Source organism: Nakamurella sp., from assembly GCF_044224575.1.
In the GTDB taxonomy this organism is placed as follows: domain Bacteria; phylum Actinomycetota; class Actinomycetes; order Mycobacteriales; family Nakamurellaceae; genus Nakamurella.
In genome coordinates this window covers 61,201-86,881 of the sequence record NZ_JBGAKE010000004.1, presented here as the reverse complement: position 1 = coordinate 86,881, position 25,681 = coordinate 61,201, and the positions used below count along the sequence as shown (strand labels likewise).

General features: G+C 70.3%; 21 protein-coding genes. 11 read left to right on the top strand and 10 right to left on the bottom strand.

Going from position 1 to position 25,681, the window contains the following annotated elements; translation table 11 throughout:
• Positions 1-4 precede the first annotated feature (4 nt).
• The gene (gene rfbD, locus ACILSK_RS06065) at positions 5-895 is read left to right on the top strand and encodes a dTDP-4-dehydrorhamnose reductase (RefSeq protein WP_395726240.1); all 891 of its coding nucleotides are present in this window, start codon (positions 5-7) and stop codon (positions 893-895) included.
• Here the strand turns inward: rfbD and ACILSK_RS06060 are convergent.
• Positions 861-2,459, bottom strand: coding sequence for a DUF2142 domain-containing protein (locus ACILSK_RS06060; RefSeq protein WP_395726239.1), 1,599 nt, complete (start codon positions 2,457-2,459; stop codon positions 861-863). The two genes, rfbD and ACILSK_RS06060, sit on opposite strands and share 35 nt — an antisense overlap.
• Positions 2,460-2,665: 206 nt before the next feature.
• On the opposite strand from ACILSK_RS06060, the gene ACILSK_RS06055 reads away from it, so the two are divergent.
• The 3 genes from ACILSK_RS06055 to ACILSK_RS06045 all read left to right on the top strand — a co-directional run bounded on the left by ACILSK_RS06055 (position 2,666) and on the right by ACILSK_RS06045 (position 5,487).
• Positions 2,666-4,144 carry a hypothetical protein gene (locus ACILSK_RS06055; protein WP_395726238.1) on the top strand — a complete coding sequence of 493 codons (1,479 nt, stop codon included), beginning with the start codon at positions 2,666-2,668 and terminating at the stop codon, positions 4,142-4,144.
• 70 nt (positions 4,145-4,214) lie between these two features.
• Positions 4,215-4,907, top strand: a complete 693-nt coding sequence (locus tag ACILSK_RS06050; RefSeq protein ID WP_395726237.1) for a glycosyltransferase family 2 protein — start codon at positions 4,215-4,217, stop codon at positions 4,905-4,907.
• A gap of 61 nt (positions 4,908-4,968) precedes the next feature.
• Entirely contained in the window at positions 4,969-5,487 is a 519-nt protein-coding gene (locus ACILSK_RS06045; protein ID WP_395726236.1) for a DUF2304 domain-containing protein, read from the top strand.
• Here ACILSK_RS06045 and ACILSK_RS06040 read toward each other — a convergent pair.
• Complete coding sequence (locus tag ACILSK_RS06040) at positions 5,389-6,327, bottom strand: NAD-dependent epimerase/dehydratase family protein (RefSeq protein ID WP_395726235.1); 939 nt, start codon at positions 6,325-6,327, stop codon at positions 5,389-5,391. The genes ACILSK_RS06045 and ACILSK_RS06040 overlap by 99 nt on opposite strands.
• A 124-nt stretch (positions 6,328-6,451) precedes the next feature.
• On the opposite strand from ACILSK_RS06040, the gene ACILSK_RS06035 reads away from it, so the two are divergent.
• Positions 6,452-7,852, top strand: a complete 1,401-nt coding sequence (locus ACILSK_RS06035; RefSeq protein WP_395726234.1) for a glycosyltransferase family 4 protein — start codon at positions 6,452-6,454, stop codon at positions 7,850-7,852.
• Between the two features lie 9 nt (positions 7,853-7,861).
• Here the strand turns inward: ACILSK_RS06035 and ACILSK_RS06030 are convergent, their stop codons facing one another.
• The 8 genes from ACILSK_RS06030 to glf form a co-directional block, all read right to left on the bottom strand.
• A complete protein-coding gene (locus tag ACILSK_RS06030) occupies positions 7,862-8,812 on the bottom strand; it encodes a glycosyltransferase family 2 protein (protein ID WP_395726233.1) in 951 nt (316 codons plus the stop codon).
• A 7-nt stretch (positions 8,813-8,819) separates the two neighbouring features.
• On the bottom strand, positions 8,820-11,441 hold the full coding sequence (locus ACILSK_RS06025; protein ID WP_395726232.1) for a glycosyltransferase: 2,622 nt from the start codon (positions 11,439-11,441) through the stop codon (positions 8,820-8,822).
• Entirely contained in the window at positions 11,438-12,871 is a 1,434-nt protein-coding gene (locus ACILSK_RS06020; protein WP_395726231.1) for a glycosyltransferase, read from the bottom strand. The genes ACILSK_RS06025 and ACILSK_RS06020 overlap by 4 nt, the downstream gene beginning before the upstream one ends.
• Positions 12,868-14,283 carry an ABC transporter ATP-binding protein gene (locus ACILSK_RS06015; protein ID WP_395726230.1) on the bottom strand — a complete coding sequence of 472 codons (1,416 nt, stop codon included), beginning with the start codon at positions 14,281-14,283 and terminating at the stop codon, positions 12,868-12,870. Before ACILSK_RS06015 ends, ACILSK_RS06020 begins: the two co-directional genes overlap by 4 nt.
• Positions 14,280-15,152 (bottom strand): ABC transporter permease, encoded by an 873-nt coding sequence (locus tag ACILSK_RS06010; protein ID WP_395726229.1) that lies wholly within the window; start codon positions 15,150-15,152, stop codon positions 14,280-14,282. Before ACILSK_RS06010 ends, ACILSK_RS06015 begins: the two co-directional genes overlap by 4 nt.
• 131 nt (positions 15,153-15,283) lie before the next feature.
• Positions 15,284-16,630 carry a hypothetical protein gene (locus tag ACILSK_RS06005; protein ID WP_395726228.1) on the bottom strand — a complete coding sequence of 449 codons (1,347 nt, stop codon included), beginning with the start codon at positions 16,628-16,630 and terminating at the stop codon, positions 15,284-15,286.
• Between the two features lie 38 nt (positions 16,631-16,668).
• On the bottom strand, positions 16,669-17,583 hold the full coding sequence (locus ACILSK_RS06000; protein WP_395726227.1) for a glycosyltransferase family 2 protein: 915 nt from the start codon (positions 17,581-17,583) through the stop codon (positions 16,669-16,671).
• A gap of 46 nt (positions 17,584-17,629) precedes the next feature.
• Positions 17,630-18,811: a UDP-galactopyranose mutase gene (gene glf, locus ACILSK_RS05995; RefSeq protein ID WP_395726226.1), complete on the bottom strand. Its 1,182-nt coding sequence runs from the start codon at positions 18,809-18,811 to the stop codon at positions 17,630-17,632.
• 24 nt (positions 18,812-18,835) lie between these two features.
• Here glf and ACILSK_RS05990 point away from each other — a divergent pair, with 24 nt between their 5' ends.
• From ACILSK_RS05990 to ACILSK_RS05965, 6 genes are all read left to right on the top strand, one after another.
• Complete coding sequence (locus ACILSK_RS05990) at positions 18,836-19,933, top strand: glycosyltransferase family 4 protein (protein WP_395726225.1); 1,098 nt, start codon at positions 18,836-18,838, stop codon at positions 19,931-19,933.
• 191 nt (positions 19,934-20,124) lie between these two features.
• Positions 20,125-22,083, top strand: a complete 1,959-nt coding sequence (locus tag ACILSK_RS05985) for a glycosyltransferase (protein WP_395726224.1) — start codon at positions 20,125-20,127, stop codon at positions 22,081-22,083.
• A 59-nt stretch (positions 22,084-22,142) separates the two neighbouring features.
• Positions 22,143-22,469 (top strand): hypothetical protein, encoded by a 327-nt coding sequence (locus ACILSK_RS05980; protein WP_395726223.1) that lies wholly within the window; start codon positions 22,143-22,145, stop codon positions 22,467-22,469.
• Positions 22,466-23,611: a glycosyltransferase family 2 protein gene (locus tag ACILSK_RS05975; RefSeq protein WP_395726222.1), complete on the top strand. Its 1,146-nt coding sequence runs from the start codon at positions 22,466-22,468 to the stop codon at positions 23,609-23,611. The genes ACILSK_RS05980 and ACILSK_RS05975 overlap by 4 nt, the downstream gene beginning before the upstream one ends.
• Before the next feature lie 60 nt (positions 23,612-23,671).
• A complete protein-coding gene (locus ACILSK_RS05970) occupies positions 23,672-24,511 on the top strand; it encodes an FkbM family methyltransferase (protein ID WP_395726221.1) in 840 nt (279 codons plus the stop codon).
• A gap of 66 nt (positions 24,512-24,577) precedes the next feature.
• Positions 24,578-25,681 (top strand): NAD-dependent epimerase/dehydratase family protein, encoded by a 1,104-nt coding sequence (locus tag ACILSK_RS05965; protein WP_395726220.1) that lies wholly within the window; start codon positions 24,578-24,580, stop codon positions 25,679-25,681.

The following is a 25,681-nucleotide window of genomic DNA, read 5'->3' as shown; positions in this document are numbered from 1 at the left end:
CAGGATGCGGCTGCTCGTCGTCGGAGCCCACGGACAGGTGGGCACCGACCTGGTCGCCGCCGCCGGAGCCGCCGGTCTCCCGGTGCGCGGCCTCGGTTCGCGCGAGCTCGACATCACCGACGCCGCGGCCGTGCAGGCGGCCCTGGGGTATCTCGCGGCCGGGTCGGCCGAGACGGGGGCGCGAGGGGTAGTGATCAACGCGGCGGCCTACACCGCCGTCGACGCCGCCGAGACCGACCGCGAGGCCGCCTACGCCGTCAACGAACAGGGGCCGGCCAATCTGGCGATCGCCGCCCAACGGCTGGGGCTGGGCCTGGTTCATGTGTCCACCGACTACGTGTTTCCCGGCGATGGCGCCCAGCCGTACCGGCCGACCGATCCGACCGGGCCGCGCAGCGTCTACGGGGCGTCCAAACTGGCGGGGGAGCTGCGGGTGCTCGAGTCGCACCCGGATGCGCACGTGGTGCGGACCGCCTGGGTCTGGGGCACCACCGGCAACAACTTCGTCAAGACCATGGCCAAGCTGGCGGCCACCCGCCCGACGGTCGACGTGGTCGACGACCAGCGCGGAACCCCGACCCTCGCCGCCGACCTGGCCGCGGGGTTGATCGAGTTGGCCGGCGGTGCGGTCCCCGGCGGTGTCCTGCACGCCACCAACGGCGGCGAGACGACCTGGTTCGAGTTCGCCCGGGCGATCTTCGCGGACCTCGGGCACGATCCCAACCGAGTGCACCCGACGACCACGGACAAGTTTCCCCGGCCGGCGCCGCGGCCGGCCTATTCGGTCCTGTCCGGGGAGGCCTGGGTCAACGCCGGCCTGACCCCGCTGCGGGGCTGGCGGGCGGCTCTGGATGCGACCCTCACGGCGCATCCCGAGGCGTTTGTGCCTGCCTGAGGGGTTCCGCCGGGCTGGCGGTGCCGGTGGCGGTGGCGGTGGCGGTGGACGCCGGACTCGTCACCGACCGATCGGCGTTCGGCGCCGGGCGACCCAGCCGGGCGAGCGCCACCGACACAGCGCCGTAGCCGGCCACGACGACGGCCATGGCCACCGCCGATCCACCCGGCGGCGCCCAGGGCGTCGGTTGCCAGAGAATCTTGTACCAGCCCGGGCCGGCGCTGCCCGTCGCATAGCGCTGGAGATTGTAGAACGCCATCACGACGCCGGCCCCGGCCCAGATGACCAGGCAGGCGGTCAGCAATCGCGCGGCGAAGGCCGACTCGAAAGCCCTTGCTTCGTCCAGTGCGAATCCCGCGAGCACCACGACGCCGACGGTCAGCGGCAGCCCGTACCGCCCCTGCCAGATGAGTCCGGTCTGCGGGTACAGCACGGCCTGCGCAGCCATCGGCACGAGAATTGCCGCGGCCACGGCCGCCAGGAGGGCCAACCGCATCCTGGGCCCGGCCCCCACCAGGGCCGGCACGACCAGCACGCCGACGAGCATGACCGTCGCCCACAGCACCCCGGTGGGCGGCTGGGTGTCCAACCAGCCCAGGACCCCGACCTCTTGCGGCCACCAGTCTCCCGAGTTGAGGTACGTCTGCAGGACGCCGTCGGCGAGTCCGCCGAACGGACCGGCGCCGGTGCCGACGTCCGACGTGCGAGCGACCGAATTCCAGACCAGGCACCCGGCGGTCACCACCACGACACTTCCGGCGGCGACCAGGACCGCGCGGCGTCGGACCTGGACCAGGATCGTCGACCACGGCGCCGCGATCATGAAGACCGCGGCCGGGACCAGCAGCCAGAGGAAGGAAGCCGGGCGGGCGACGACCATGCCGGACAGGCCAACTGCCGTGACGACCGCGAACCACGAGGTCGCCGGATGGTTCGGATGACGCGCCAGGCAGAGCAGGCCGGCCCAGCCGGCGATCGCGCCGGCGATCTCCATGCCGCTCGGGTTGACCGATCCGCCCAGGAACAATGCCATCGGTGTCAGGGCGGCCACCAGTCCCGCTCGGGCCATGACCGATCCGCCGCGCAGGATGACCGCGCTCGCCGCGCCGGTCAGCAGCGCGGCCATGATCAGTGCGGACAGCAGCCGGGCCAGATACAGGGCGGTCGTCGGCGGAAAGAACTGGAAGGGGAGGCCGACGAGCAGGTAGTAGACCGGGTTGTACCGGCCGGCACTGTTGCCGGCGCTCACCGGTGGGCCGGGGTCGTCCGGCCAGTGGGCGCAACTCGCCGGCACCTGCGCCTGGCCGGTGAAACACCGGATCTCGGATTCGATCTGGGTCCATGACCGGGGGATCACGATCTCCGCTCCGCCGGTCGGCAGCGGTGCGTTCAGAAGTTGGCCGCTCCACACCCCACTCGCGCGAAACGAGTGCTGGACCTCGTCGGGCGCACCGCCCGGCGCCGTGGTCAGTGACCAGCCGGCGCCCAGCGTGAAGAACGCGATGAACAGCAGCCCGAGAATCCGCCAACCCGGCCACGCCGCCGGGGTTGGTGCGCCGTTCATGCCGGTCCATTTCGTCGTAGGGCCTCGACGCCCGTCGCTCCGCCGGATTTTACCAACCGGAGCGGCCGGCCCCGGCGGTCGTCAAGTGGTTCCGGGCGGATCGGGCGCCCCGGCCGGACGCGGCGATGCGGGCCCTCCTACGCTGCAAGCCGCGGTCGAGCAGCGCTGCCCACGTCGGCCGCGGTCACGACGCAGGAGGCTGGCCGATGACCGTCACATCCGACGACGTCGAGTCGTTGCCGCCGAGCACCCCGCGATGGCGACCGGGGCCCTGGCTCAGGCGGTTGATGATCGCGGCGCCGGTCCTGCTGCTGGCGGGATTCGCGCTGGTGGCGACGGCGGTGCCGGCCATCCAGGTCCGTCAGTTGTCGATCCTCGACGAGGCCGCACATATCGACTCCGTCTTCAAGGTCCCGTCGATCGATCGCAGCGGCGAGAAGTTCCTTCCGCAGACGTTGGCGGAGATCTCCTGCCGGGGCGGCATCCAGCAGTGGCCGGACTGGGTCCCGCCGCCGTGCGGCATCCCCCAGGGCGTCCCGTCGGACAACTACCAGGTGGGAAGCGGCGGGTACAACACCGCCGATATCCATCCGCCGGTGTACTACTTCGTGACGGCCGCGCTCGCCGGCGTGGCCGGCTGGTTCATCGACTCCGACCCGGTCACCCTGATGCGGCTGACCGGCGGGCTCTATCTCGCGATCGGTGTCTGCCTGACCTGGTGGCTGGCCCGCCGGCTGGGTGCCAATCGCTGGTCCGCGTTCGGCGTCGCCGGCCTGGTGGCGACCGCACCCGACGTCCGGTACATGTCATCGATCGTCAACGTCGACGCCTCGGTGATCATGGCCTCGGCGGCATTCGGGCTGGCCGCGTTGACGGTCTGGCGACGCAGGTCGGCGTGGTGGATATTGCCGTTGCTCGCGATCGGGCTGATGTTGGTCAAGATGACCAATCTGGGCGCGCTGATCGTGACCGCCCTGTTCCTGATCTTCACGGAACTGACCGCCCCGATCCCGCCGGGTGATCCGGTCCCCGAGACCGCCCGGAGCCTGGCCCGGCGCGCCCCGGGCCCCGACGGCCCGGCGGCCACCATCGCCCGTTGGCGGGTCGACCTGCGACACTGGGCGTCGCACAACGGACAGCGGACGGCCCGTGCGGTTGGGCTGTCCGGTCTGATGGCCTGCGGTGCCGTGCTGGTGACGGTGGGGTGGACGCGGATCCAGAGCTTCCGGGCGCTCGTCCCGGCCGACCAGCTGTGGTTCACCCAGCAGTTCAAGGTCGACCGGCTGCTGATCGGGAACATCGGCGATTCGCTGCTGCGGTTCTGGGAACCGCGCGGACTGTGGGCCGAGTGGTTGTCGGGACGGCCCTACCTGGGGTCGGTCCTGCTGATGCTCACCGCTGCGGTACCGCTCGGCCTCGTGGTGCGAGCATGGTGTCGCCTGCGCCCGGCCTACCCGATCCTGCTTGCCGCGCTGGTCACGATGGCGATCGCGGCGCCGGTCTATGTGGTGATGAACTACGTGGTCAACGGCATCTACTTCAACCCCGACTTCCGTTACGGGCTGTCCGTGTTGCCGTTCTTCGCGGCGGCGGTGGGCGCCGGGATCCGGACCAGGGTGGCCGGCGGCGTCGTCGCCGGCCTGGCAGTTGTCGGCATGGCAACTACGCTGGTGTCGCTGACCTGACGACGGTGCCGACTCACCGGCGGCCACCGGACGGCGGGCCGGGCACGGCAAGGATCCGCGACAGGGATGGGTGACGGTGCAGGAACCGCAGTCCGACGTGTGGCTGGTGGTCCCCGTGTACAACGAGGCGCCGGTCATCGCGTCCGTCCTGAACGCCGCGCTACCCGTCTTTCCGAACATCGTCTGCGTCGACGACGGAAGCCGCGACGGCTCCGTCGCGCAGATCGCCGGCACCGGTGCACGCCTGGTGCGGCATCCGGTGAATCTCGGACAGGGCGCCGCGGTCCAGACGGGCGTCGAGTACGCGCGGCAGATGCCCGATGCGAAGTACTTCGTGACGTTCGACGCCGATGGCCAGCACCGGGTGGAGGACGTGTTGCGGATGGTTCAGCGACTGCGGACCGAACCGGTGGACATCGTCGTCGGCACCCGGTTCGCCGGCGACGTGAGCCACATCCCGAGGCTCAAGCGGGTGGTGCTCAGGACGGCCGTGGCGCTGAGCCCTCGAGGCCGCCGGCTCCGGCTCACCGATTCGCACAACGGCCTGCGGGCCTTCAACCGCACCGTGGCCGACGGACTGGACATCACCTCGAACGGAATGGGTCACGCGCCCGAAATCGTCGAGATGATCGACGTCCACGGCTGGCGGGTCGCTGAGGAGCCGGTGACGATCCTGTACTCGGACTACTCCATGGCCAAGGGTCAGTCTTTGCTGAACGGCGTCAACATCGTGTTCGATTCGGCCGTCCGGCGCCGGCGTTGATCGCCGGCCCCGCGGCCGGCGACGGCCGGCTCCGAGTCGCCGGCAGGCACCGGAGGGTTCCGTGACCGTCATCAAGATCCTGCTGATCGTTGCGGTGATCGGCCTGGTGCTGCTGTTGTTGCGAAGCCACGGGACCAACCGGGGGGGCGCCTACGTCAAGATCGGCATGGCGATCTTCCTGGTGTTCGCCGCGTACGCCGTGGTGCGGCCCGACGACGTCACCTGGGTGGCCACCCGGCTCGGCGTCGGCCGCGGGGCCGACCTGGTGCTCTACATCCTCGTCGTCGGTTTCGGCTTCTTCGCGATCAGCACTTACCTGCGTTTCAAGGAACTCGAACTGAAGTACGCCCGCCTGGCCAGGGCGGTGGCCCTGAACGAGGCCGCCCGCCGGGACGACCAGGAACGAGCGGGCAGGGCGGACGGCGTCGCGGCGGCGACGCCGGGCCCGCACCGGCCGGCCGGCTCGGGCCGCCCGCCCGAGTCAGCTCCCGCCCGGCCCACGGAAGGACTCGACGGTCGCAGCGATCCCGGTGACCAGGTCGAACGCCGGCGTCCAGCCGATCTCCCGGGCGGCGCGTGATCCGTCGATCGCCGAATCGCGCAGGTCGCCGAGGCGGGCCGGCGCGAAGTCGGGTTCGTCGGCGGACCCGGCGGCCCGCGCGACCAGCGTGTGCAACTCGCGGTCGCTGGTGCGGATTCCGGTGCCGATGTTGTAGCGCCGGCGGTCCCCGGTGACCCCGGCCGCGAGCAGCAGGGCGGTGGCCACGTCCTGGACGTAGACGTAGTCCCTGGTATTGCCGCCGTCGCCGAAGAGTGTGGTGGGGAGGCCGGCCAACAGGCGCTGGGCGAAGATCGCCACGACACCCGCCTCGCCGTGCGGGTTCTGCCGGGGCCCGTAGACGTTGGCCAACGCCAGGTGGGTGCACTGCAGGCCGTGGAGCTGGGCGAACGCATTCAGATAGAGCTCACCCGATACCTTCGAGACCGCATACGGCGAGAGCGGCGCGATCGGCTCGTCCTCGGTCACCGGCAGCCTGTCCGGGACCCCGTAGATGGAGCCGCCCGACGAGGTGAAAACGATCTTGCGAGCCCCCGCGGCGCGGGCGGCCTGCGCCACGTTGATGGTGCCCAGGACGTTGATCCGGGCGTCGTTGGCGGGGTCGGCGACGCTGGCCCGGACATCGATCTGCGCGGCCAGGTGGAAGATCACCTCGGGCCGGGCCGCGACGACCGACTCGGTCAACCCGGGGTCGGCGACGTCGGCCCGAATGAGGCGCGCGCGCTCGCCGGCTGCGGCCAGATTCGCCTCCCGGCCACGGCTGAGGTCGTCGACCACCGTCACGTCGGCCCCGTCCGCCAGCAGCCGGTCGACCAGGGTCGAGCCGATGAAACCGGCGCCTCCGGTCACCAGGACCCGCACCGCGCCTCCGCTCCATGTCCGTGTCGCACCCGTCGCCCGGCCGATCAGGCGCAGACTCTACGGTGTCCCTATCGCCCGTGGCGACACGCGATGGCCACCGTACCGCCGAAGGGACCCCAGCGCCGTGCCCCTGCAGCCCGACCGGATCGTGGTCATCACCGATGACGTCCTCGCCCCGCGGATGGCCGGCCCGGCGATTCGGGCCGTCCATATCGCCGAAGCGCTCGCTGCTGAACAGCTCTCGGTCGAGTTGATCTCCACGGCGCGCTGCGAGTACACGCATCCCGTGGTGCCGTGCCGATATGTGCCGTGGGCCGGGCTGCGGACCGCGGTCGGCGACGCCGCGGTCGTCATCTTCCAGGGCTTCGTGTCCTACCACGCGCCCTGGCTGATGTCGGGCGAGAAGATCCTCGTCATCGATCTGTACGACCCGGTTCATCTCGAGCAACTGGAACAGCTGGCCGGGCGCCCCGAGCTGGAGCAGCGCGCCACCATCGACCACACCGTGCGCGTGTTCAACGAGCAGATGGCGCGTGGCGACTTCTTTCTTTGCGCCAGTGAGCTGCAGCGGGCGCTGTGGCTGGGCCAGTTGGCCGCTCTCGGCCGGCTCAACCTCTCGACCTACCGCCAGGACAACACGCTGAACGACCTGATCGCGGTCTGCCCGTTCGGCATCTCCGATCAGCCACCGGTGCGCACCCGGCCGGCGATCAAGGGCGTCGTCCCCGGTATCGCCGCCGATGATCGCGTGATCATCTGGGCCGGCGGCATCTACAACTGGTTCGACCCGCTCACCTTGATCCGGGCGGTCGGGCAGGTCAGCGCCACCCATCCGGACATCAAGTTGTTCTTCCTGGGCACGAAGCACCCCAATCCCGAGGTCACCGGCGACGAGATGGCGCTGGCCGCGCGGACGGTGTCGGCCGAGTTGGGGCTGACCGGCCGGCACGTGTTCTTCAACGACGGATGGGTCGACTACGCCGATCGCCAGAACTACCTGCTGGACGCCGATGTCGGCGTCAGCACGCACTTCACCAACGTCGAGACGATCTTCTCCTTCCGCACCCGGATGCTCGACTATCTCTGGGCGGGCCTGCCGATGGTCAGTACCGAGGGCGACGTCTTCGGGACGCTGATCGCGCAGGAGGGGTTGGGGGTGACCGTCGGCGAGGGTGACGTCGACGGGCTCGCGGCGGGCTTGATCCGCACGCTGTACGACGACGCCTTCGCGCAGGCGAGCCGGGCGCGGGTGCGCGTGGTCGCCGAGCACTTCACCTGGCGGCAGGCATTGGCGCCACTGGTCGAGTTCTGCGCGGCACCACGTCGAGCGGCGGACCTCGGGGAGGACCGGCGCCGGATGGTCCGGCGGCCGGTGCCCCCGTCGACCGCCATCGGCCGGCGCTGGTCCCGGGGAGCAGATCTGCTCCGTCAGGGTGGACCGCGCCTGGTGCTCGAACGGGCCCGCGCGTTGCGTCGGCGACTGCGCCGGGAACGGGCGGCAGTGGCGGCGCCCGAGTCCGGTTGAGGCGGGCGGTCAGCCGACCCAGCGGCGTCGGAACGCCCGACGCGGGACGACCGCCAGCCGACCGGCTCGACGGCGAGCGGCCAGCGCACCGGGCAGCATCCGGCCGACCGCGACCAGGACCCGCCAGCGGTGGGTGGCGCGCTGGCTGTGGCCGTCTCCGGGCCGGATCATCCGGAGGACGGTGATGGCCAGGAACCGAGCCGTCGCCACCAGGACCAGCCCGGGCGGCGCATTGCGGACCAACGTCAGCAGTTGGTTGCGCTGGTTGTGGAACGCGAACAGCACGGACGACTGATCGGACGAGGCGGAGTGCAGGTGGTGCACCACGGCGCCGGGGGTATATCGGATTCGGTGTCCGGCCAGGCCCAGCCGCCAGGACAGGTCGGTGTCCTCGTAATAGAGGAAGAACTCGACCGGGAAGCCACCAACCGTCCGGGCCGTGCCCGTGCGGACCAAGCACCCGCCGCCGCACAGGAAGCCGACGTCGGTCGGCTCGTCGAAGGGCGGCCCGTCGGGCTCCCCGTAGCCCCGGTCGTAACCGGCGCCCCAGCGGGTCATCGCCCCGCCGGCGTTGTTGATCCGGCCATCGGCCGTCAACAGGATCCGGCTCGTCGATCCGGCCACCGTCGGGTCCTGGAGCAGCGGCTGCACCAGTGCGGCCAGCCAACCCGGCTCCGCGGTCGCGTCGTTGTTCAGGAACGCGACGAACTCGGTGGTGGCGCACTCCAACCCCGTCTGGGCGCCGCCGGCGAATCCGGTGTTGCGCTCGAGCCACACCACCTGCACGTCCGGGAAGTCCGCCAGGACTTGTGGCGTGTGGTCCTGCGAGGCGTTGTCGACGACCACGACCTCGTGCGGCACCGTCTGCGCGGCCAGTGATTCCAGGCAGGGACGGAGCAGGTGCGCTCCGTTGAAGGTGACGACGACCACCGTGACCGCGACACCGGGCCGGCCGGTCATCGCGAGCTCATCCGCCGCGCCGGGTCACCCGGGCGACCTGGGAGCGGGTGACCCGCAGACCGCGCGACCCGGCCGCGCGGACGGCCCCGACCGGGCCGTGCGTCCGGAGGAGATCCACCCCGGCGCGGCGATAGCCCGCCGCGAGGCGGTACAGCGCAGCGGTGGCGCCGTTCCGGTCGGCCCATTGCCGCAGCACGGACCGGACCCCGCCGCCGACCACCAAGGACTGCGGCGGCGGTCCATACCCGTCGATGCGCTGGGGGATGAACGGCTCGGACAGCATCTCCGGCGTCCAGTCCGCGAACAGCGGAGGGTGGCCGTCGCGCGCGATCCCGTCCCGGGCCGACTCGAGCACCCGCAGGTAGCGATGGCCCTGCCGGGCCGGTGAGAGGGTCCGCAACACCTGCTCCCGGGCCGCGTGACCGATCGATTCGCGCAACGCCGGGTCGTCGATCAATCGAAGCACCGCGGTGGTCCACTCCTCGAGGCTGCCCGCCAGAAGGCCGGTCCGGCCGTCGTCGATCGCCTCCCGAAACGGTTCGGACGGACTGGCGACCGTCGGGGTGCGGGTGAGCGCGGCCTCCAGCCACTTGATCGCGCTCTTGGCGTCGTTGAAGACCTTGCCCGGTTCGAGGGGCGCGAGGTTGACGTCCAGATCGCGCAGCGCCGTCGGCAACCGGTACCACGGCTTGAGTGGCAACCGGGTGATCCGATCCGCGAAGGGGGCGAGGGCGTCGGAGACCTCGAGCAGCCCGCCGATCCACAGCTGCACCTGCGGTCGGGCGGTGAGCACTGCGACGATCGCCGGCTCGACGAATGCCCAGTCGTCGTTGTGGGTGTTCGTGCCGGAGAAGTACCCGATCCTGACCGGACCCGGTTTGCGCGCGCGGTACAGCTCGAAATCCGAGATCCGGGCGAGCTCGCGGCCGACCCCGTTCGCGAAGCGATACGACGGGATGCCCGTCAGCTCGGTCACTCTCGCGCACAGCACGGCGGTCGAGCCGATATAGGCGTCCGCCGCCTGCAACGTCGTGCGGTAGCGACGGATGCCCTGCCAGTACAGGTCCAGATCGAGGCCGGGGACCTTCGTCAGTACCGGATCGAGTTCGTGGCGCAGCTCGGGGTCGAAGATCAGGTCGTCCACGTCGAACAGGACGGGCACGGGCTCGGGCCGGCCGCGAACCATGCGGACGACGTCGAGGATCTGCTCGGTGGCCGGCACCCGGTAGAGGACCACTGCGTCGGCCGTCCGCGCCTTGGCCAGCACATCCGGATCCCGGTACATGAGCAGATCCGCGTGCACCCCGACGGATTCGAGCGCCTCCTGGGGGAAGTAGCCGCGGTAGCGCAGGGGCGCCCCGGTGATCCCGCTGACGATCAGGACGGTGCGGATCGGCCGGTGGGTCCGGGCGGACCGGGAGCGCGCCGCCAGTAGCGTCCGGTAGTGCCCGAGCAGGCCGTCCAGTTGATCGTCCAGGCTGCGCAGGCGCAGGGCGCCGGGTTCGGGTCTGAGCCGGTCGAGCAGGCCCGGTTCGACGACGAGCCGGGCCATCGCGCGGCCCAGCGCCGCGGCGTCCCCCCGCGGCACGATCAGTCCGTTCCGACCGTCCTGCACCACCTCGGTCGGTCCGGGGTTGTCTCCGGTGATCACCACGCAGCCGGCGGCGAGCGCTTCCCGGGTCAGCAGCGAGTAGGACTCCAGCATGATCGAGGACATCACCAGCACGTCGTACCGGGACAGCACCTCGGCGACCGTGTCCGGGTCGTACGGGGGCTGCCGCCGAACCGGCGGCGGCAGGTCGTCCGGTTCGGTCACGCCGTACAGATCCAGGGACCACCCGGGCAGGTCGGCCAGCTCGGCCGCCGCGGCGACGGCCAGTCGACCGCCCTTGACGGCGTGGTTGCCGCCGGCGAAGACGAACCGGACGGTGCCGTCCGACCCGGTGCGCCGGGGCGGCGCGGCCGCCGCCGTGACGATCGACTCGGGAGCGGGGTTCTCGTCGAGGGCCAGCCGGTCGGGGGACACCCCGTTCGCGGACAGCAACTCGATCATGGACGCTGACGGGGCCAGGACCAGGTCGGCCGTCCGCAGGTGGCCGGCGAGTTCGCGGTTGCGCGCGGCGAGCCAGGCGTTGTCCCGTTCGCAGGGGCAGACCCCGCAGTCGACGACGATCGAGCACGGTCGCATGTCCCGGTCCACCAGGAATTGCCGGGCGCACCACCACCACATGTCGTGCGTCGTGACGACGGTCACCGCGCCGGACGCCGCGGCGATCGACACCAGAGAGCCCCCGAAGCCCTGCAGGTTGTGGAAGTGCACGACGTCCGGCCGCACCCGCTCGAGCCAACCGGTGAACTCGGCGGCCATCCGGTCGTTGTGGTAGTTGACCTCGTCGGCCCAGCCGAGCATCCCGGTGACGGTGGTCCACTGGATCCGGACACCGGTGTCGGTCACCTCGTGGCGGATCGTCAGGTCGGGCGACCCGTCCTGGTACGACCCGGCGAACACGTCCATCTCGTGGCCGCGCGCGCGGAGTCCCTCCGTGATGCGCTGCGGCACCAACGTCCCGCCGGAGACGAAGTTCGGCGGGTAGTGGGCGGTCACGGTGCCGATGCGCAGGTGACTCATCCGAAGAACCGATGCAATCGCGCCCGGTTGCCGGCGGGCAGCTCACGCAGGTGCTGCTTGACCCCGGCGGGCAGGACCCGCAGCACGAGAAGGACCGTCCGGCGGACCGGAGCCCGCACGATCCGCACGGCCAACACCCGTGGGGACATCGATCGCACCCGCGACCATCGGTCGTCCAGCCGGCCGCCCCACCGGGTCAGCCGGCCGACCGGACGCCGGGCGGGATCGTGGTCGGGCGCGCGACGCGGGTCCCGGCAGTACTCGACCAGGGGGGCCAACGCCTGCCGCCAGTAGAACGGGCGGGCGGCCTCCCGGGCGGCCTGCCCGCAGCGGGCCCTGACCTGCGGCGCATCGAGCAACTCGCGCAGCGCCTGGACCCAGCCGTCGCGGTCGCCCGCGGCGACCACCCGGCCGACGCCGGCCCGGGCCACGATGCCGGCAAACTCGTCGCCCTCGGTACAGACGATCGGCAGCCCGGCCCACAGGTAGTCCAGCATGCGGGTGCGGAACGAGAAGGCGGTCTCCACGTGCAGCAGATGTGCCGACACGCCGATGTCGGCGTCCGTGAGGTAGGCGCCCCGCTGCGCGTACGGCACCCAGCCGGGCAGAAAGAACACATGCGTGTCGAGCAGGCCGAGTTCGGCCGCCCGGTCGATCGCCAGTTGCAGCACCGTGGTGGACAAGTCCTGCAGCGAGGGGTGCTTGGTCCCCAGGAAGACCAGGCGCAGTCGCGGCCGGCCGGCGCTCAGCTCGTGCACCGCCTCGATGAGGGTGATCGGATCGAACCAGTTGTAGACGCCCCCGGCCCACAGCAGGACCTGGTCGTCGGGACCGATCCCGTCGATGACCCCCCGGATGGCGGGGGATCCGACCTGCGGCGGACGGGCATCGATGCCGAACGGAGCGACATCGATGAGCGCGCGCACCGTGGGGTCCTGCGCGTAGGTCGCGAAATTGACCCGGCCGAACGCGGACAGATGACCCAGCCACAGGTCCCGCTGCCGCTCCGATGCGCAGAGGAAGAAGTCGCCGTGCTCCATCACGATGCGCAGCGCGTCCAGACTCATGGACAACTCACGTTGTCTCGTCGGCGCGGGCCCCGCGGCACCCTCCAGGACCTCCAGGTGGATCGGGTCGTACAGGTCGATCACGAGGTGCGCGCCGAGTTCGGCCAGCCAGGGATGGGCGTACAGGGTGAAGCCCTGCAGGAGGATGACGTCCATGCCATCGGCGAGGTCGCGGAGCCGGCCCTCGGCGCCGTCGCACACCGCGAACGACGGCGAGGACCCATCCGCCGCCGTGGTCGACGCCAGCCTGACGTCGTGCTCGGCGGAGAGCACCTCGGCGATGTGCCAGGCGCGGATGGCGGGCCCGGCCATCCGGCTACCCAGCGCATCGTCGGTGACGACCAGGATGGTGCGCCGCGTCACGAGCCGACCCGGTCGCCCTGGTCATCCGTCGTTGTCAGCTCGGCCGGCCCGAGCTCGTCCCAGGAATGCTCGGCGGTGACCTCGTCCTGGGTCTTGCCCGATGCCTCGACCTTCGCCAACCAGTCCTTGATCAGGACGGCGGACCGGTCCCACGGCAGCGGCTCGCCGGGACCGCTCGCATCGACGAACCACTTCATCCGGGTCGGCGGGGTCAGGTTCTCCCAGCGGCTGTTCATCGAGACCAGGCCGCCGGACTCGCGGGGGACTCCGACCGCGACATCGAACCGGATCGCGCGCATGTATTGGTCGTAGCTGTGGGACAGGCTCTCGTCGACGACCGAGCTGTGCAGGTCGAAGGAGCCCGGCTGCAACGGCATTGCCGGGATGTGCACGTCGACCGAGCCGGATCCGCTCAGCTCGTCCGGGACGAACCTGGCGTCCGACGCGTGGTGGGTCCAGGCCAGCACTCCGTCGGTGTTGGTGATCGATGCCGAGAAGACCGGCCGGCGGACCGGCTGGGTCGCCTTGTAGTACAGGCGCAGCGTCAGCTCGTCACCGGTGCGGAAGTGCCGGGCGTCCTGACCGTCGGCGTCGAGCATCTCGATCCGTTCGACGATGATCTCGCCGCTACCGTGCCGGGCACCACCGGTCGCCACCGGGCGGGCCAGGTGACCGTCTTCGATGTACTTGTCGATGGTCGCCGCCGCCGGCCCGACCTCAACGACCCGGCCGTGGTCGAGCCAGGCGATCTGATCGCAGAAACTACGCATGTCGCCGAGGGCGTGGCTGACCACGATGATGGTGCGGCCCTGCTCCTTGAACTCGGCGAACTTCTCCTTGCACTTCTCCTGGAATTGCATGTCACCGACGGCCAAGATCTCGTCCACCAGCAGGATGTCCGGATCGACGTGGATGGCGACGGAGAAGCCGAGTCGGACGTACATGCCCGATGAGTAGTTCTTCACCGGCTGATCGATGAAGTTGCCGACCCCGGCGAAGTCCACGATCGCATCCAGGTTCGCGTCGATCTGTTGCTTGCTCATCCCCAGGATCGAGCCGTTGAGGTAGATGTTCTCCAGGCCGGACAGCTCCGGATGGAATCCGGATCCGACCTCGAGCATGGCGGCCATCCGGCCCCGCGAGGTGATCGTCCCCTTGTTCGGCTGGAGGATCTTGGCGATGCACTTGAGCAAGGTGGACTTGCCGGAGCCGTTGTGGCCCATCAGCCCGAAGGTGCCGCCTTCCGGGATCTGCAGCGTCACGTCGTCGAGGGCCCAGAACTCCTCGTAGGTCGCCCGCTTGCGGCGCAGGATGGCGGCCTTCAACGACTGGTTCCGGTCGTGGTAGACGCGGAACGACTTGGAGACGCCCTGGACCGAGACGACGGGATCCGCGCTCTGCCTGCCGGTCACAGCTCTTCCACCATTCGGGCGGAGAATCGACGGAACACCAATGATCCGATTCCGAGCATCGCCAGTGCCCATACCGATGCGCCCAGCCATACCGGCCAGGCGGGCCATGCGAAGTCGTACAGCATCGTGCGGAAGGCCCCGGTGAACAGCGTGGCCGGATTGAGGTTGTAGAGGAACAGCAACGGGAAGGGCTCGCCGAACAGGTTCCATCCGCTGGCCTGGAGCTTCTGCTCCTGGGACTGGACGAGTGCCTGGGAGTAGATGATCGGCGTCGCGTAGAACCACAGCTGGATGAACAGCGCCATGAAGTGCTGGGTGTCGCGGAAGTAGACCATCGCGACCGACAGCATGAGCGCGACGCCGATGCAGAAGACGATCATGATGACGGCCATGGCGATCAGGCCGGGCAGGAACAGGAACACTTCGATCCCGCCCGCGATCGCCATGACGATGGTGAGCAGGCTCAGCTCGATGCCGAAGGTGACCGCGATCGCCAGAATCGAGGACACCGGCAGGATGAACCGGGGGAAGTAGACCTTCGACAGCAAACCCTCGTTGTTCACGATCGAGCCCATGCCGGTCAGGATCGCGGCCGCGAAGAAGCTCCAGGGGATCAGTGCGGTGGCCAGGAACAGCGCGAAGACGTGGATCCCGCTGTTGGTCCCCGGGGTGATCGGCGAGACCAGGATGAATCCGAAGACCAGCGAGTAGATCGCGATGATCGCGAGGGGGTTGATGATCGACCAGAGCCGCCCCAGCGCAGTGCGCTTGAACTGGGAGCGAACCTCTCGCATGGTCAGGTTCTGCACGAGTTCCCGGGTCCCGGGACCGCGCCCGGGAGCGGGGCGCGTCGGTACGACGGCTGCCATCGGCGGTCGACTCCTCCCAACCGGCTGCGTGAGCCGGACGCCAATCGTGACCCCGGTGGTCCCGGTCAATGGTGACCGGGTCGGCTCGCCGGTGGATGACTCGCGGGACCAGCGGTCATCGTAAGCCAGAGTCAGCGATCGAACGTGGACGTCCCGTGGTGGTGCGGGGTTGCGCCGGTCCGCGCACCGGCCAGGGTGGTGCGCAGCGTGCCGAGTTCGATGAGCAGCGTGACCGTCGGTCCGAGAATCGTGGCCAGCACCCCTCGGTCGATCGGCTCCAACGGCACGAGGAACGCCAGGCCGAAGGCCAGCCCGCCGCAGATCCACGCGACGACGAGCAGCCGGTGTCGGCGGACCGCGACCAGGGCCGGCTGCAGGAACTGGACCGCCATCTGCAGCATCGCCGACACCGTGAGCAGGACGAGCAGGCCGGCGCCTATCCGGTCGTCGTCGATCCCCACGAGGATCGTCAGGATCCAGCGGCCGGCGATGGCGGCGACGGCCGCTGCCAGGACGGCCAGCCCGCCGATGGCCGCCAACCCGAGCAGGGTGTCCCGCCGGAAGTCGGCGAGCCGCCCGGACCCCGCGGCCAGGGTCAGCCGGGGCAGGATCAGCGCCTGGATCGGTCCCATCAGCAGCAATGGGATCCTGGAGAGCACGACGGCGGCGGCGAAGCCGGTCGCCGCCGCGGGATTCGTGCCGGACATGCCGGTGACGATGACCGGAGCCAGGTTGGCCATGGCCAGGCTGACGAACGACGCGACCAGCAGGTAGCTCACCGCGCGCGCCAGGTCGGCGGCGGAGGGTGCGGGCGGCGATGGGGTCGGCGCCGGCGGCCGCGCGCCGGGGCCGGTCAGCACGGCCGCCGCCAGCGGGCCGGCGCACAGCGCCAGCGCGTAGGCGACGGGATTGGTGCTCCCGAGCGCGGCCAGCGTGACGCAGCCGACGATGCGGGCGCCTCCGTCGATCGCGGTGGTCGCCGCGTACCGGCGAAAGCGCTGCTGGCCGCCGGACAAGCCGCGGACGTAGTAGACGGCGGCCGAGCCGATCACGCACAGGACCAGCGCCAGCACCAGCCCGACGTCGCCGTCCAGGACATTGGTCAGCAGCACGGGCGCGCACAGCCCGAGGACGACCAGGGTCAGGATGCCCAGCGCGACGCAGATCAACGCCAATCGCCGCGTCGTCGAGCGGCCCACTCCGGAGCCGACCGGCGCGACCCCGCCGGGGCCGGGCGGATCCAGGTCGCCCGGGTGGGCGCGGGCGGCGCTGATCACCCGGGATGATTCCTGCTCGGCGGCGATGAAGACGCCGGGGCCCAGGATGTTGGACAGCAGGTAGGTGGCGGACAGTGCGGCTGCCGTCGCGGCGTCGAATCGGCCGTGTCCGATGACCGCGAAGTACACGTAGCCGGAGACCCCGACGAGGAAGGTGCCGGTCAGCATCCAGACCACCGACCCGCTGGATCTGAGCGCCACCGTTGCAGGCTAACGGTCCGGCCGGCGGCCGATCCGCGCTAGCCGACGATGTGCTTGCCCAGTTTGGGCAGCGCGGCGGCGTTCCCCGACCGGGCGGCCGTCGGCAGCAGGGACAGCGCGTTGATCCGGGAGGTGGTGTGCCGTCGGGCCGCCCGGGCGGCCTTGGGCCAGCCGCGTCGGGCGAAGTCGTCGGCCTCGGCGGCGAACAGGGCTCGCTCCTCGTCGAACCGTCGACCGTCCAGCGCCTTGACGGACGAGTCGGACTGCGAGTGCCGCCGGTACAGGAACGCCAACGTGGGGTCCAGGACCAGGCCGCCGCCGTCCCGGGCGGTGTCCAGGATCAGGGCCAGGTCCTGGGTCACGTGCAGGCCCTCGCGGAAGCCGATCCGACGCATGCGCTCCGTCCGCCAGACCAAGGAGGGGAAATACGTCCAGTTCGCCCGCAGCACGCTGGCGGCCAGCTCCTCACCGGCCAGCATGGTGGGCCCGTCGACCGTCGGCGTGAAGTACTCCTTCACCCGATCGGCCAGCGGCCGGACGAGGCGTCCGTGCTCGTCGACGACGGCGACGCCACACTGCACGATCGCGGCCTGTTCGAACCTGGCGAAGGACGCGAGGGCGAGCTGCAGAAAGTTCGGCAGCATGACGTCGTCGGCACCCATCACCACCACCAGGGGGGCGGTGACCAGCTCCAGGCACTTGCGATAGTTGCCGTTCGCCCCCAGGTTGGTCGTGTTGCGCTCGTACCGCACGCGCGGGTCGGTGATGTCCTCCGCGAACCACCGGGCGGGCTCCGGATCGGGGTAGCCGTCGTCCACCACCAGGAGCCGCCAATCGGTGAACTGTTGCCCCAGCACACTGAGGACCGCCTGCTTCATCAGGTCGATGTCGCCGTAATAGGGCAGTGCCACGTCGATCGCGGCCGTTGCTCTGGCCTGCGGGTCGCCACTCACGGCCGGCTCCTTCTGTTCGGGTGATCGCGGTTCCCGGCATGCTCGCTCAGTCGTCCGGGCCACCGGTCAATGGGGTCCCCCGGGTGAAGTGGGGGCGCAGTCTGCCGTCGAACATCGTCAGCGCGGACCCGATGGCCATGTGCATGTCCAGGTATTTGTACGTCCCGAGCCGGCCGCCGAACAGCACCCCCGGTTCCCGGGCGGCCGCGTCGCGGTATCGCCGCAGGCGGCTGCGATCGGCTGGTCTGTTCACCGGGTAGTACGGCTCGTCGTGTCGTTCCGCGAACCGGGAGAACTCGCGGACGATGACGGTCGCGTCGGTGGGGTAGGCGCGCTCGGGATGGAAGTGCTTGAACTCCAGGATTCTGGTGAAAGGGACGTCCAGGTCGGCGTAGTTCATCACCGACGTGCCCTGGAAATCCCCGATCGGCAGCACCTCGGTCTGGAAATCCAGGGTGCGCCAGGAGAGCTCGCCGTCGGCGTGATCGAAGTACCGGTCGATCGGGCCGGTGTACACGACGGGCACCCGGCCCCGGACCGACGACCGGCCCCATGGCCCGTCGTCGAAGAAGTCGACGCCGGTGTGCACCTCGATGGTGGGGTGGTCGACCATCCGCTCGAGCCAGGCCGTGTAGCCATCGACCGGCAGACCCTGGAAGGTGTCGTTGAAGTACCGGTTGTCGTAGGTGTACCGGACCGGAAGCCGGGCAATGATGTCCGGGGGCAGCGCGTGCGGGTCGGTCTGCCACTGCTTGGCGGTGTAGTCCCGGATGAACGCCTCGTACAGCGGTCGCCCGATCAGCGAGATGGCCTTGTCCTCGAGATTCACCGCCGCACCGGCCGCGACCTCGGCCGACTGCTCCGCGATCAGCGCGCGCGCCTGCCCGGGGGTGAGCGAGGCGCGGAAGAACTGGTTGATGGTCCCGAGGTTGATCGGCAACGGGAAGACCTCATCGCGATGCACCGTGTAGACCCGGTGCTCATAGCCGGTGAACGCGGTGAACCGGTTCACGTACTCCCAGACCCGGTCGTTGGAGGTGTGGAACAGGTGCGCGCCGTACCGGTGGATCTCGATCCCGGTCTGTGGCTCGGGCGCGCTGTAGGCATTTCCGCCGATGTGGGAGCGGCGGTCGATGACGGCCACCCGAAGTCCGAGTTCGTCGGCGCAGCGCTCGGCGACGGTGAGCCCGAAGAACCCGGCGCCCACTACCACGAGATCGGCATTCACAGGTCGCACCCTACGGTGAGCGGTGTGCCCGACAAGAACCTGACCGTCATCGTCGAGCAGTGTCTTGCGCCGGTCCCGGGGGGAACCGGTCGCTACGCGGACCAGATCACCGCGGCCCTGGTCGCCACCTGTCCGCCGGGGTGGCGGGTTCGCACGGTCACCGCGTGGCACCGTGACCTGAGCCCGGCCAGGATCGCCGGGGCCGACGGCCCGCATCGACTGCCGGTGGGGCACCGGGTCCTGAACCAGTTGTGGCGGCGGTCGCTGCCGCCGTGGATCCGCGGTGCGGCCGTGCAGGCGACGACCCCGCTGGCGCCGGCCCGGCTGGCCAACGCCGTGGTGACGGTCCACGACGCCGTCCCCTGGACCCACCCGGAGACGCTCAGTCCGCAGGGTGTGTCCTGGCACCGGGCGATGGTCGAACGCGCCATGGGCACCGCGAAGGCCGTCGTCGTTCCGTCCCGCGCGGTCGCCGACGACCTGGCCGGGATCTTCCCCGCCGCCATCGCACGGGTGCAGGTCGTGCCGCACGGGGTCACGCCGATGGTGCCTCCGGATGACGCCGCCGACCGCCGCCGGCGACTGGGTCTGACCGGCCGTTATCTGTTGAGCGTGGCCACCCTCGAGCCACGCAAGGGCTTGGACGTGCTGATCGCGGCGATGGCCGGGCCGGTCGCCGCCGACGTGCGGTTGGCCGTCGCCGGCCAACCCGGGTGGGGCGGGGTCGACCTGGCGGCCGGCGCGGCGAGCGTGGGCGTCTCGCCGTCCCGGGTCCAGGCATTGGGCAGACTGGACGACGACGATCTCGCCGCGGCGATGCAGGGCGCGGTCGCCCTGGTGGCGCCGTCCCGGTCCGAGGGATTCGGATTGCCCGTGCTGGAGGCCTTCGCGGCCGGCGTGCCGGTCATCAGCTCGGACGCGCCGGCGCTGGCCGAGTTGTCGGCCGGAGCCGCCGTGATCGTGCCCCGGGAGGACCCGTCCGCGCTGGCCGCGGCCATCGGCGCCGTCCTCGCCGACCCGGACCTCGTCGCAAGCCTGCGCGAACGCGGCCTGGCCCGATCCCGGGAATTCACCTGGACCCGGGCGGCCGGCGCCCTGTGGGAGATCCACCGGCGCCCGTGAGCCGGGCACCGTACCGCCGGCGGCTCGTCCGGCGCAGGCGGGTGTCCTCGCTGGTAGCATTCGGCGCCGACGTCGGAGCACCTCAACGGGGGTGCCTGAGCGGCCGCCTGGCGGCGGAATGGAGCCCGGCGTGACCGGCCGGATGCTTCGGGTCGACGACCTGGCGGCCCAGATCGAGATCGGGGAGCTCAGTGACCGGTGGTGACGGGGACGGGGCCTCGGCGCGCCCCGGCGCGCGAGCGGCCGTCGCCGCGATCGTGCTGGTGGGCGACGACCTGACCGCGTGGTGGGCCAGCCTGTTCTCGTTGATCCGGTCCGGGGTCGCGGTGCTCGCGCTGTCCCCGATCAGTCGAGACGTGCTGCTCGATGGCCGGGACATGGAGGTCGCGGTCCGCGACTGGACCTTGCCGCAGGCTCTGGACATCCTCAGTCAGGGCGAGCACACGGCGATCGCGGTGGTGACGGCCCCGGTGGTGGTGCCGCCCGCCGCCTTCGACCGGGCGCGGGGCTTCGCCGAGCAGGACGGTCGGGTCTGCACGATCTCCTTCCTGTCGAACAATGCGGGCTATCTGAGCTTCCCGGATCGCAACGCGCCCAGCGGGCTGATGCCGCCCGGTCACGACGAAGCCACGGTGACCACGCAGCTGCGCGGGTCCGCCCGGTTCCGAGAGCCCGTGCCGATCCCGGTGCCCGCCGGGTCCTGTGTGGTCGTGCCGAGCGTCATGGTGCGGTCGCTCGGCGGGTTGCGCTCGTCCATCGCCGACCCGGATGTCGCCGTCGTCGACCTGGCGTTGCGCGGGGTCGAGCGCGGGTTCCTCAACGTGCTCGATTCCGCAACCTTCCTGACGACACCGACGGTCGCCGATCAGAAGGCCGATGTCCGCGAGGACCCGGGCGCTCGGGACCGGCTGCACCGTGCCCACCCGTTCTTTCCCTCGCTCTACGACGTCGAGAAGAACGCCCCCGGCGGCCCGCTGGCCGATGTGCTGTACCTGCGGAAGGCGGAGCTGGTCGGCGTCGACCTGCTGATCGACGGCAGCTGTTTCGGACCGCACGAGACCGGGACCCAGGTCGCCGTGCTGGCCAACATCCGCGCGTTGACCGGGCATCCCCTGGTTCGTCGGGTGGTGGTGCCAATCCCGAGCCCGCAGCCCCCGGGCTACGCCATCGAGGTGCTGCGGCATCCCAAGGTGCTCCTCACCAGGAACGAGGCGTGCACCTTTCCCGACGCGCCGACGGTGGATATCATCCATCGGCCGTTCCAGCCGCACGGCCCGCTGCCGTTGGACCGCTGGGCGCAGATCGGCCGCCGGCTGGTCATCACCATTCAGGACCTGATCGCCTACAACAACGGCTACTACCACCGCACGGGCCTGGACTGGCTCACCTACCGCTCCGCTCTCGCGCAGACCCTGGTCGGGGTCGACTCGGTGGTGGCGATCTCGGCGGACACCGCGGACTCGATTCGGGGTGCCGGCCTGCTGCCCTTCGCCGGCAAGGTGTCGGTCATCCCCAACGGCACCGATCATTTGAGCGGGATGCAGGGGCGTCTGTCGGTTCCGAAGGGACTGTTGGATCGAGGCTCGGCCGCGGCCCGGTTCGCCCTCGTGCTCGGCACGTCCTACGCGCACAAGAACAGAGACCTGGCCATCAGGGCGTGGCACGAGCTGCGTCGCCGTGGCCATCAGCTCGAACTGGTAATGGCGGGCGTCACGGTCCCGGAGGGCTCCACCCGCAACGAGGAGGTGCTGGCCGCCTCGGGTGGTCCGGACCCTATCGTGCTGGCGGACGTGTCCGACGCCGAGCGGAACTGGTTGCTGCGCCACGCCAGCGTCGTGGTGTACCCGACGTCGGCCGAAGGGTTCGGGCTGGTTCCGTTCGAAGCGGCCGAATTCGACACGCCCACGGTCTTCGTCAGTTTCGGACCCCTGGCGGAGTTCCTGGACCGGATGCCGGTGGTCGCCCGGGAATGGACACCGACCGCGCTGGCCGATGCGATCGCGTCGGTGGCCTCGGACCCCGGCGTCGCGTCGGCGCAGGTCGCCGCGGTCAAGAAGGTGGCCGGCGAACTCACCTGGGATTCCGCGGCCGACCAGTTGATCGAGGCCTACCTCGACGCCCTGTCCCGGCCGAGCGGCCGACCCGGCTAGGACCGCCGGGGCCAGACCAGTCCGCCAATGAGCACAACGACCCGAAGAGAGCATCGAACATGACCACAGCGGCAGACGGGCCGGACCGATCACCGAACGGCACGGCCGCGGCCATGGACGCGGTGAATCTTGAGCGGGCGCTGGTCGACTTCGAGATTGCCAACGCCCGGGTCATCGATCTGACGACGAGACTGACCCAACTCGGTCAGGATCTGCTCGCCACCCGTTCCGAACTCGGACTGGCCAAGCTGCGGATCGCCGAGCTCGAACTGCTGGCCGCCGAGTTGGCCACCATGAAGACCTCGATGGCCTACCGGGTGGTGCGCAAACTCGGCGACACGCGGGCCGGCGTGCGCAGCGACGTCGGGAAGCTGCTGCGCCGATGACGCCCCGGGTTCTGATGTGTATCACCGTCTACAACGGCCGCGACTTCGTGCCGAGGGCGCTGCGATCGGCCCAGGAGATCTCGCGCGACGGGTTCGAGCTCGACGTCCTCATCCTGGATGACCACAGTCCGGAGCCGGGTTGGAGCCAGGAGCTTGAGCAGCTCTGTGCCGGCAGCGGGATCCAGTACTACAACACGCCACGCAACCTGGGCATCCCGCGCAATGTGAACCTGGGCCTGCACCGGGCGGTGACCGGCGGCTACGACTACGTCATCATCTGCAACTCCGACATCATCGTGCCCAGCACGGTCGTCGGTGACCTGATCGCGTGCATCCGGTCGGACGAGACGCTGGGCTCGGTGACCGCCTTGTCGAACAACGTCTCGATGTACTCGTTGCCGAACTCCGATCCGGACCAGTACCTCGCCGATCAAGGTGTCGTCAACTGGATCTCCGCGGGTCTGCGCGGGGTGTTCGGGCACAACGTGATGGATATCCCGGCGGGCATCTCCTTCTGCATCATCGTCCCGACCACGGTCGTCCGGGATATCGGCCTCATGGATCCGGTGTTCGGCCGAGGCTACTGCGAGGAAACGGACTTCACGCTGCGCAGCCGCCGGGCGGGGTACCGGATCGGGCTGGCGCCCGGGGTTTTCGTGTACCACCAGGGTGGTGGCTCCAACGTCGAGGCCGGCCTGCTCTCGCACGGGATGACAACGGTCCCGGCCAACGAGGCAATCATCGATATGCGCTACCCCCAGTTCCGCAGCCAGGTGGCGGCCTTCGGGTCCTCCGGCCTGCTGGAGAAGATGCACCGGGACGGCATCGAGAAGATCGTTCGAGAGGCCGGCCGGCAGTTCGGCTACCGGGTGGACATCGGTTGGGTGTCCAGGGGGGCGGCGGATCCGCGGCAGGTCACCTGCCAGGTGATTCCGGATTCCCGTCCGGAAATCCGGGTCTCCGTGCTCGGTTTCGAGTACCGCATCGAGGTACCGGACGGCGCCGACGTCGAGGCCCTGATCAAGGAATTCTTCGACCGCGAACCCGACACCGTCTCGATCGACAACCTTGGCGGCCGCACCCTGGGCTGGAGCGATCAGGGTGTCGTGGACGATCGGTTGGCGTATCCGACCCGGGTCTGAGCGCATGCGCGTTCGACCGTGCCCCATTCGACCAGCGTGTGAACCTTCGCAGGAAGCGGGATGAGGATGTTCTTTCGACGTCTGGGCCGGTCCGGGACCCCGGCCCCGCCCGGCGCGGCGACGGTCCGGGTGCCGAGGCCGTACTCGGGACCGGGCCTGACGCAGGCAGATTCGGATGCCGGACCGGTCTGGCTCGAATCCACCGACGGTGTCATGCTCCCGTACCTGCAGGCCAACCGGACCTGGGAGCCGGAGGAGGGTGAGTTGCTCCGCCGGCTGGTCAAACCCGGCGATGTGTTCGTCGACGTCGGGGCGAACGTGGGGTATTTCGTCCGTCTCATCGCTCGGCATTGTCGTCCATCGCAGATCCACGCGTTCGAGCCGCAGCCGGTGTCGGCCCAGGTGCTGGCGCTCAATACCTGGGACCTGCCGGTACCGGTGGAGGTCTGGCCGCTGGCCCTCGGCGACGGGCGGGGGACCGTCGTGGTGTCGACCGCCGAGCACAACGTCGGTGACACGAGGGTGAGCGCCCCGACGCCCGGCGCGGCGACGGTGTCGACCGCGGTGTCGGCCGTGACCCGGATGGACGACCTGGTGCAGGGGCGCGTCGACACGGTCAAGATCGACGTCCAGGGTTACGAACCCGAGGTCATCAGGGGCATGACGAGAATTCTCACGGGCAATCCCCAGATCAAGCTGGTGGTGGAGTTCTGGCCGTCCGCCCTGCGCGCACGGCAGGTCTCGCCGGAAGGAGTGCTGGCCGAGTACCGGGCGGGCGGATTCCACACCGCCCTGCTGCGCGGTGCGGTGCCCGTCGAGGCGGATACCAGCGAGATCATGCAGTTCTGTGACACGGCGGGACCGGACGGGCAGGCGAACCTGATGCTCAGCCGCGGCTGAGCATCGGTGCCGGAACCCGCCGGCGGGCTCGGCCCGCCGCACTCTCTCTGATTGAAAGGACGACACATGACCAAGGCTGCAGCCGGATCCGCGCCTCGAGTCGCGGTGGTGACCGGCGGAGCCGGGTTCATCGGCAGCGCCCTGTCCCACCGGCTGATCGCCCAGGGGTTCACGGTGATGGCGCTGGACAACCTGCACCCGCAGATCCACCCCACCGGTGCGCGGCCGGCCGAGCTGCATCCGGACGCGGAGCTGGTGATCGGCGACGTCACCGACGCGCAGGTCTGGGACGAACTGTTGGCCGGGGTCCACCCCGAGCTGATCGTGCACCTCGCCGCCGAGACCGGGACCGGACAATCGCTCGATCAGGCGACCCGGCACGGACAGGTCAACGTGGTCGGCACCACCGTGATGACCGATGCGCTGCTGCGGCACTCCCGCATCCCGGCGCAGATCATCCTGGCCTCGAGTCGGGCGGTGTACGGCGAGGGACAGTGGGAGACCGATTCGGGCGCGGCGTTCTACCCGGCGCCTCGCGGGCACGCCCAGCTCGCCCGCGCCCAGTGGGATTGTGTCCCCGCGTCGGGGGAGCCGAGCCACGGCGTGCCGAGCCGGGCGGCCGCGACCGCCCCCGCCCCCACCAGCATCTACGGCGCGACGAAACTTGCTCAGGAGCACATCCTGCGCAGCTGGTGTCTGGCGACCGGAGCGGACCTGTCGATCCTGCGGCTGCAGAATGTGTACGGCCCCGGCCAGTCACTGACGAACTCCTACACGGGCATCGTCGTGTTGTTCACCCGGATGGCGGGGGCGGGCAAGCGCATCCCGCTCTACGAGGACGGCGCCGTGGTCCGTGACTTCGTCTACATCGACGACGTGGCCGACGCGCTGGCCGCGGCCGCCGCGCAGCCGCCGGCGGGCGGTTTCCGGATCCTGGATGTCGGGCTGGGCAAGACGGCCACCATCGCCGACCTGGCCGAGACGATCGCTGCGGCGGCCGGGGCGCCGGCGCCCGAGGTGACCGGGGCGTTCCGGGACGGCGACGTCCGGTTCGCCACCTGTGACGTCACGGACACGACGGCCGACCTCGGCTGGCGTCCGGAATGGGACCTGCCGCGAGGGCTGGCCGTGCTGCGTGACTGGGTGCAAGGGCAGGAGACCTCCGGGTAA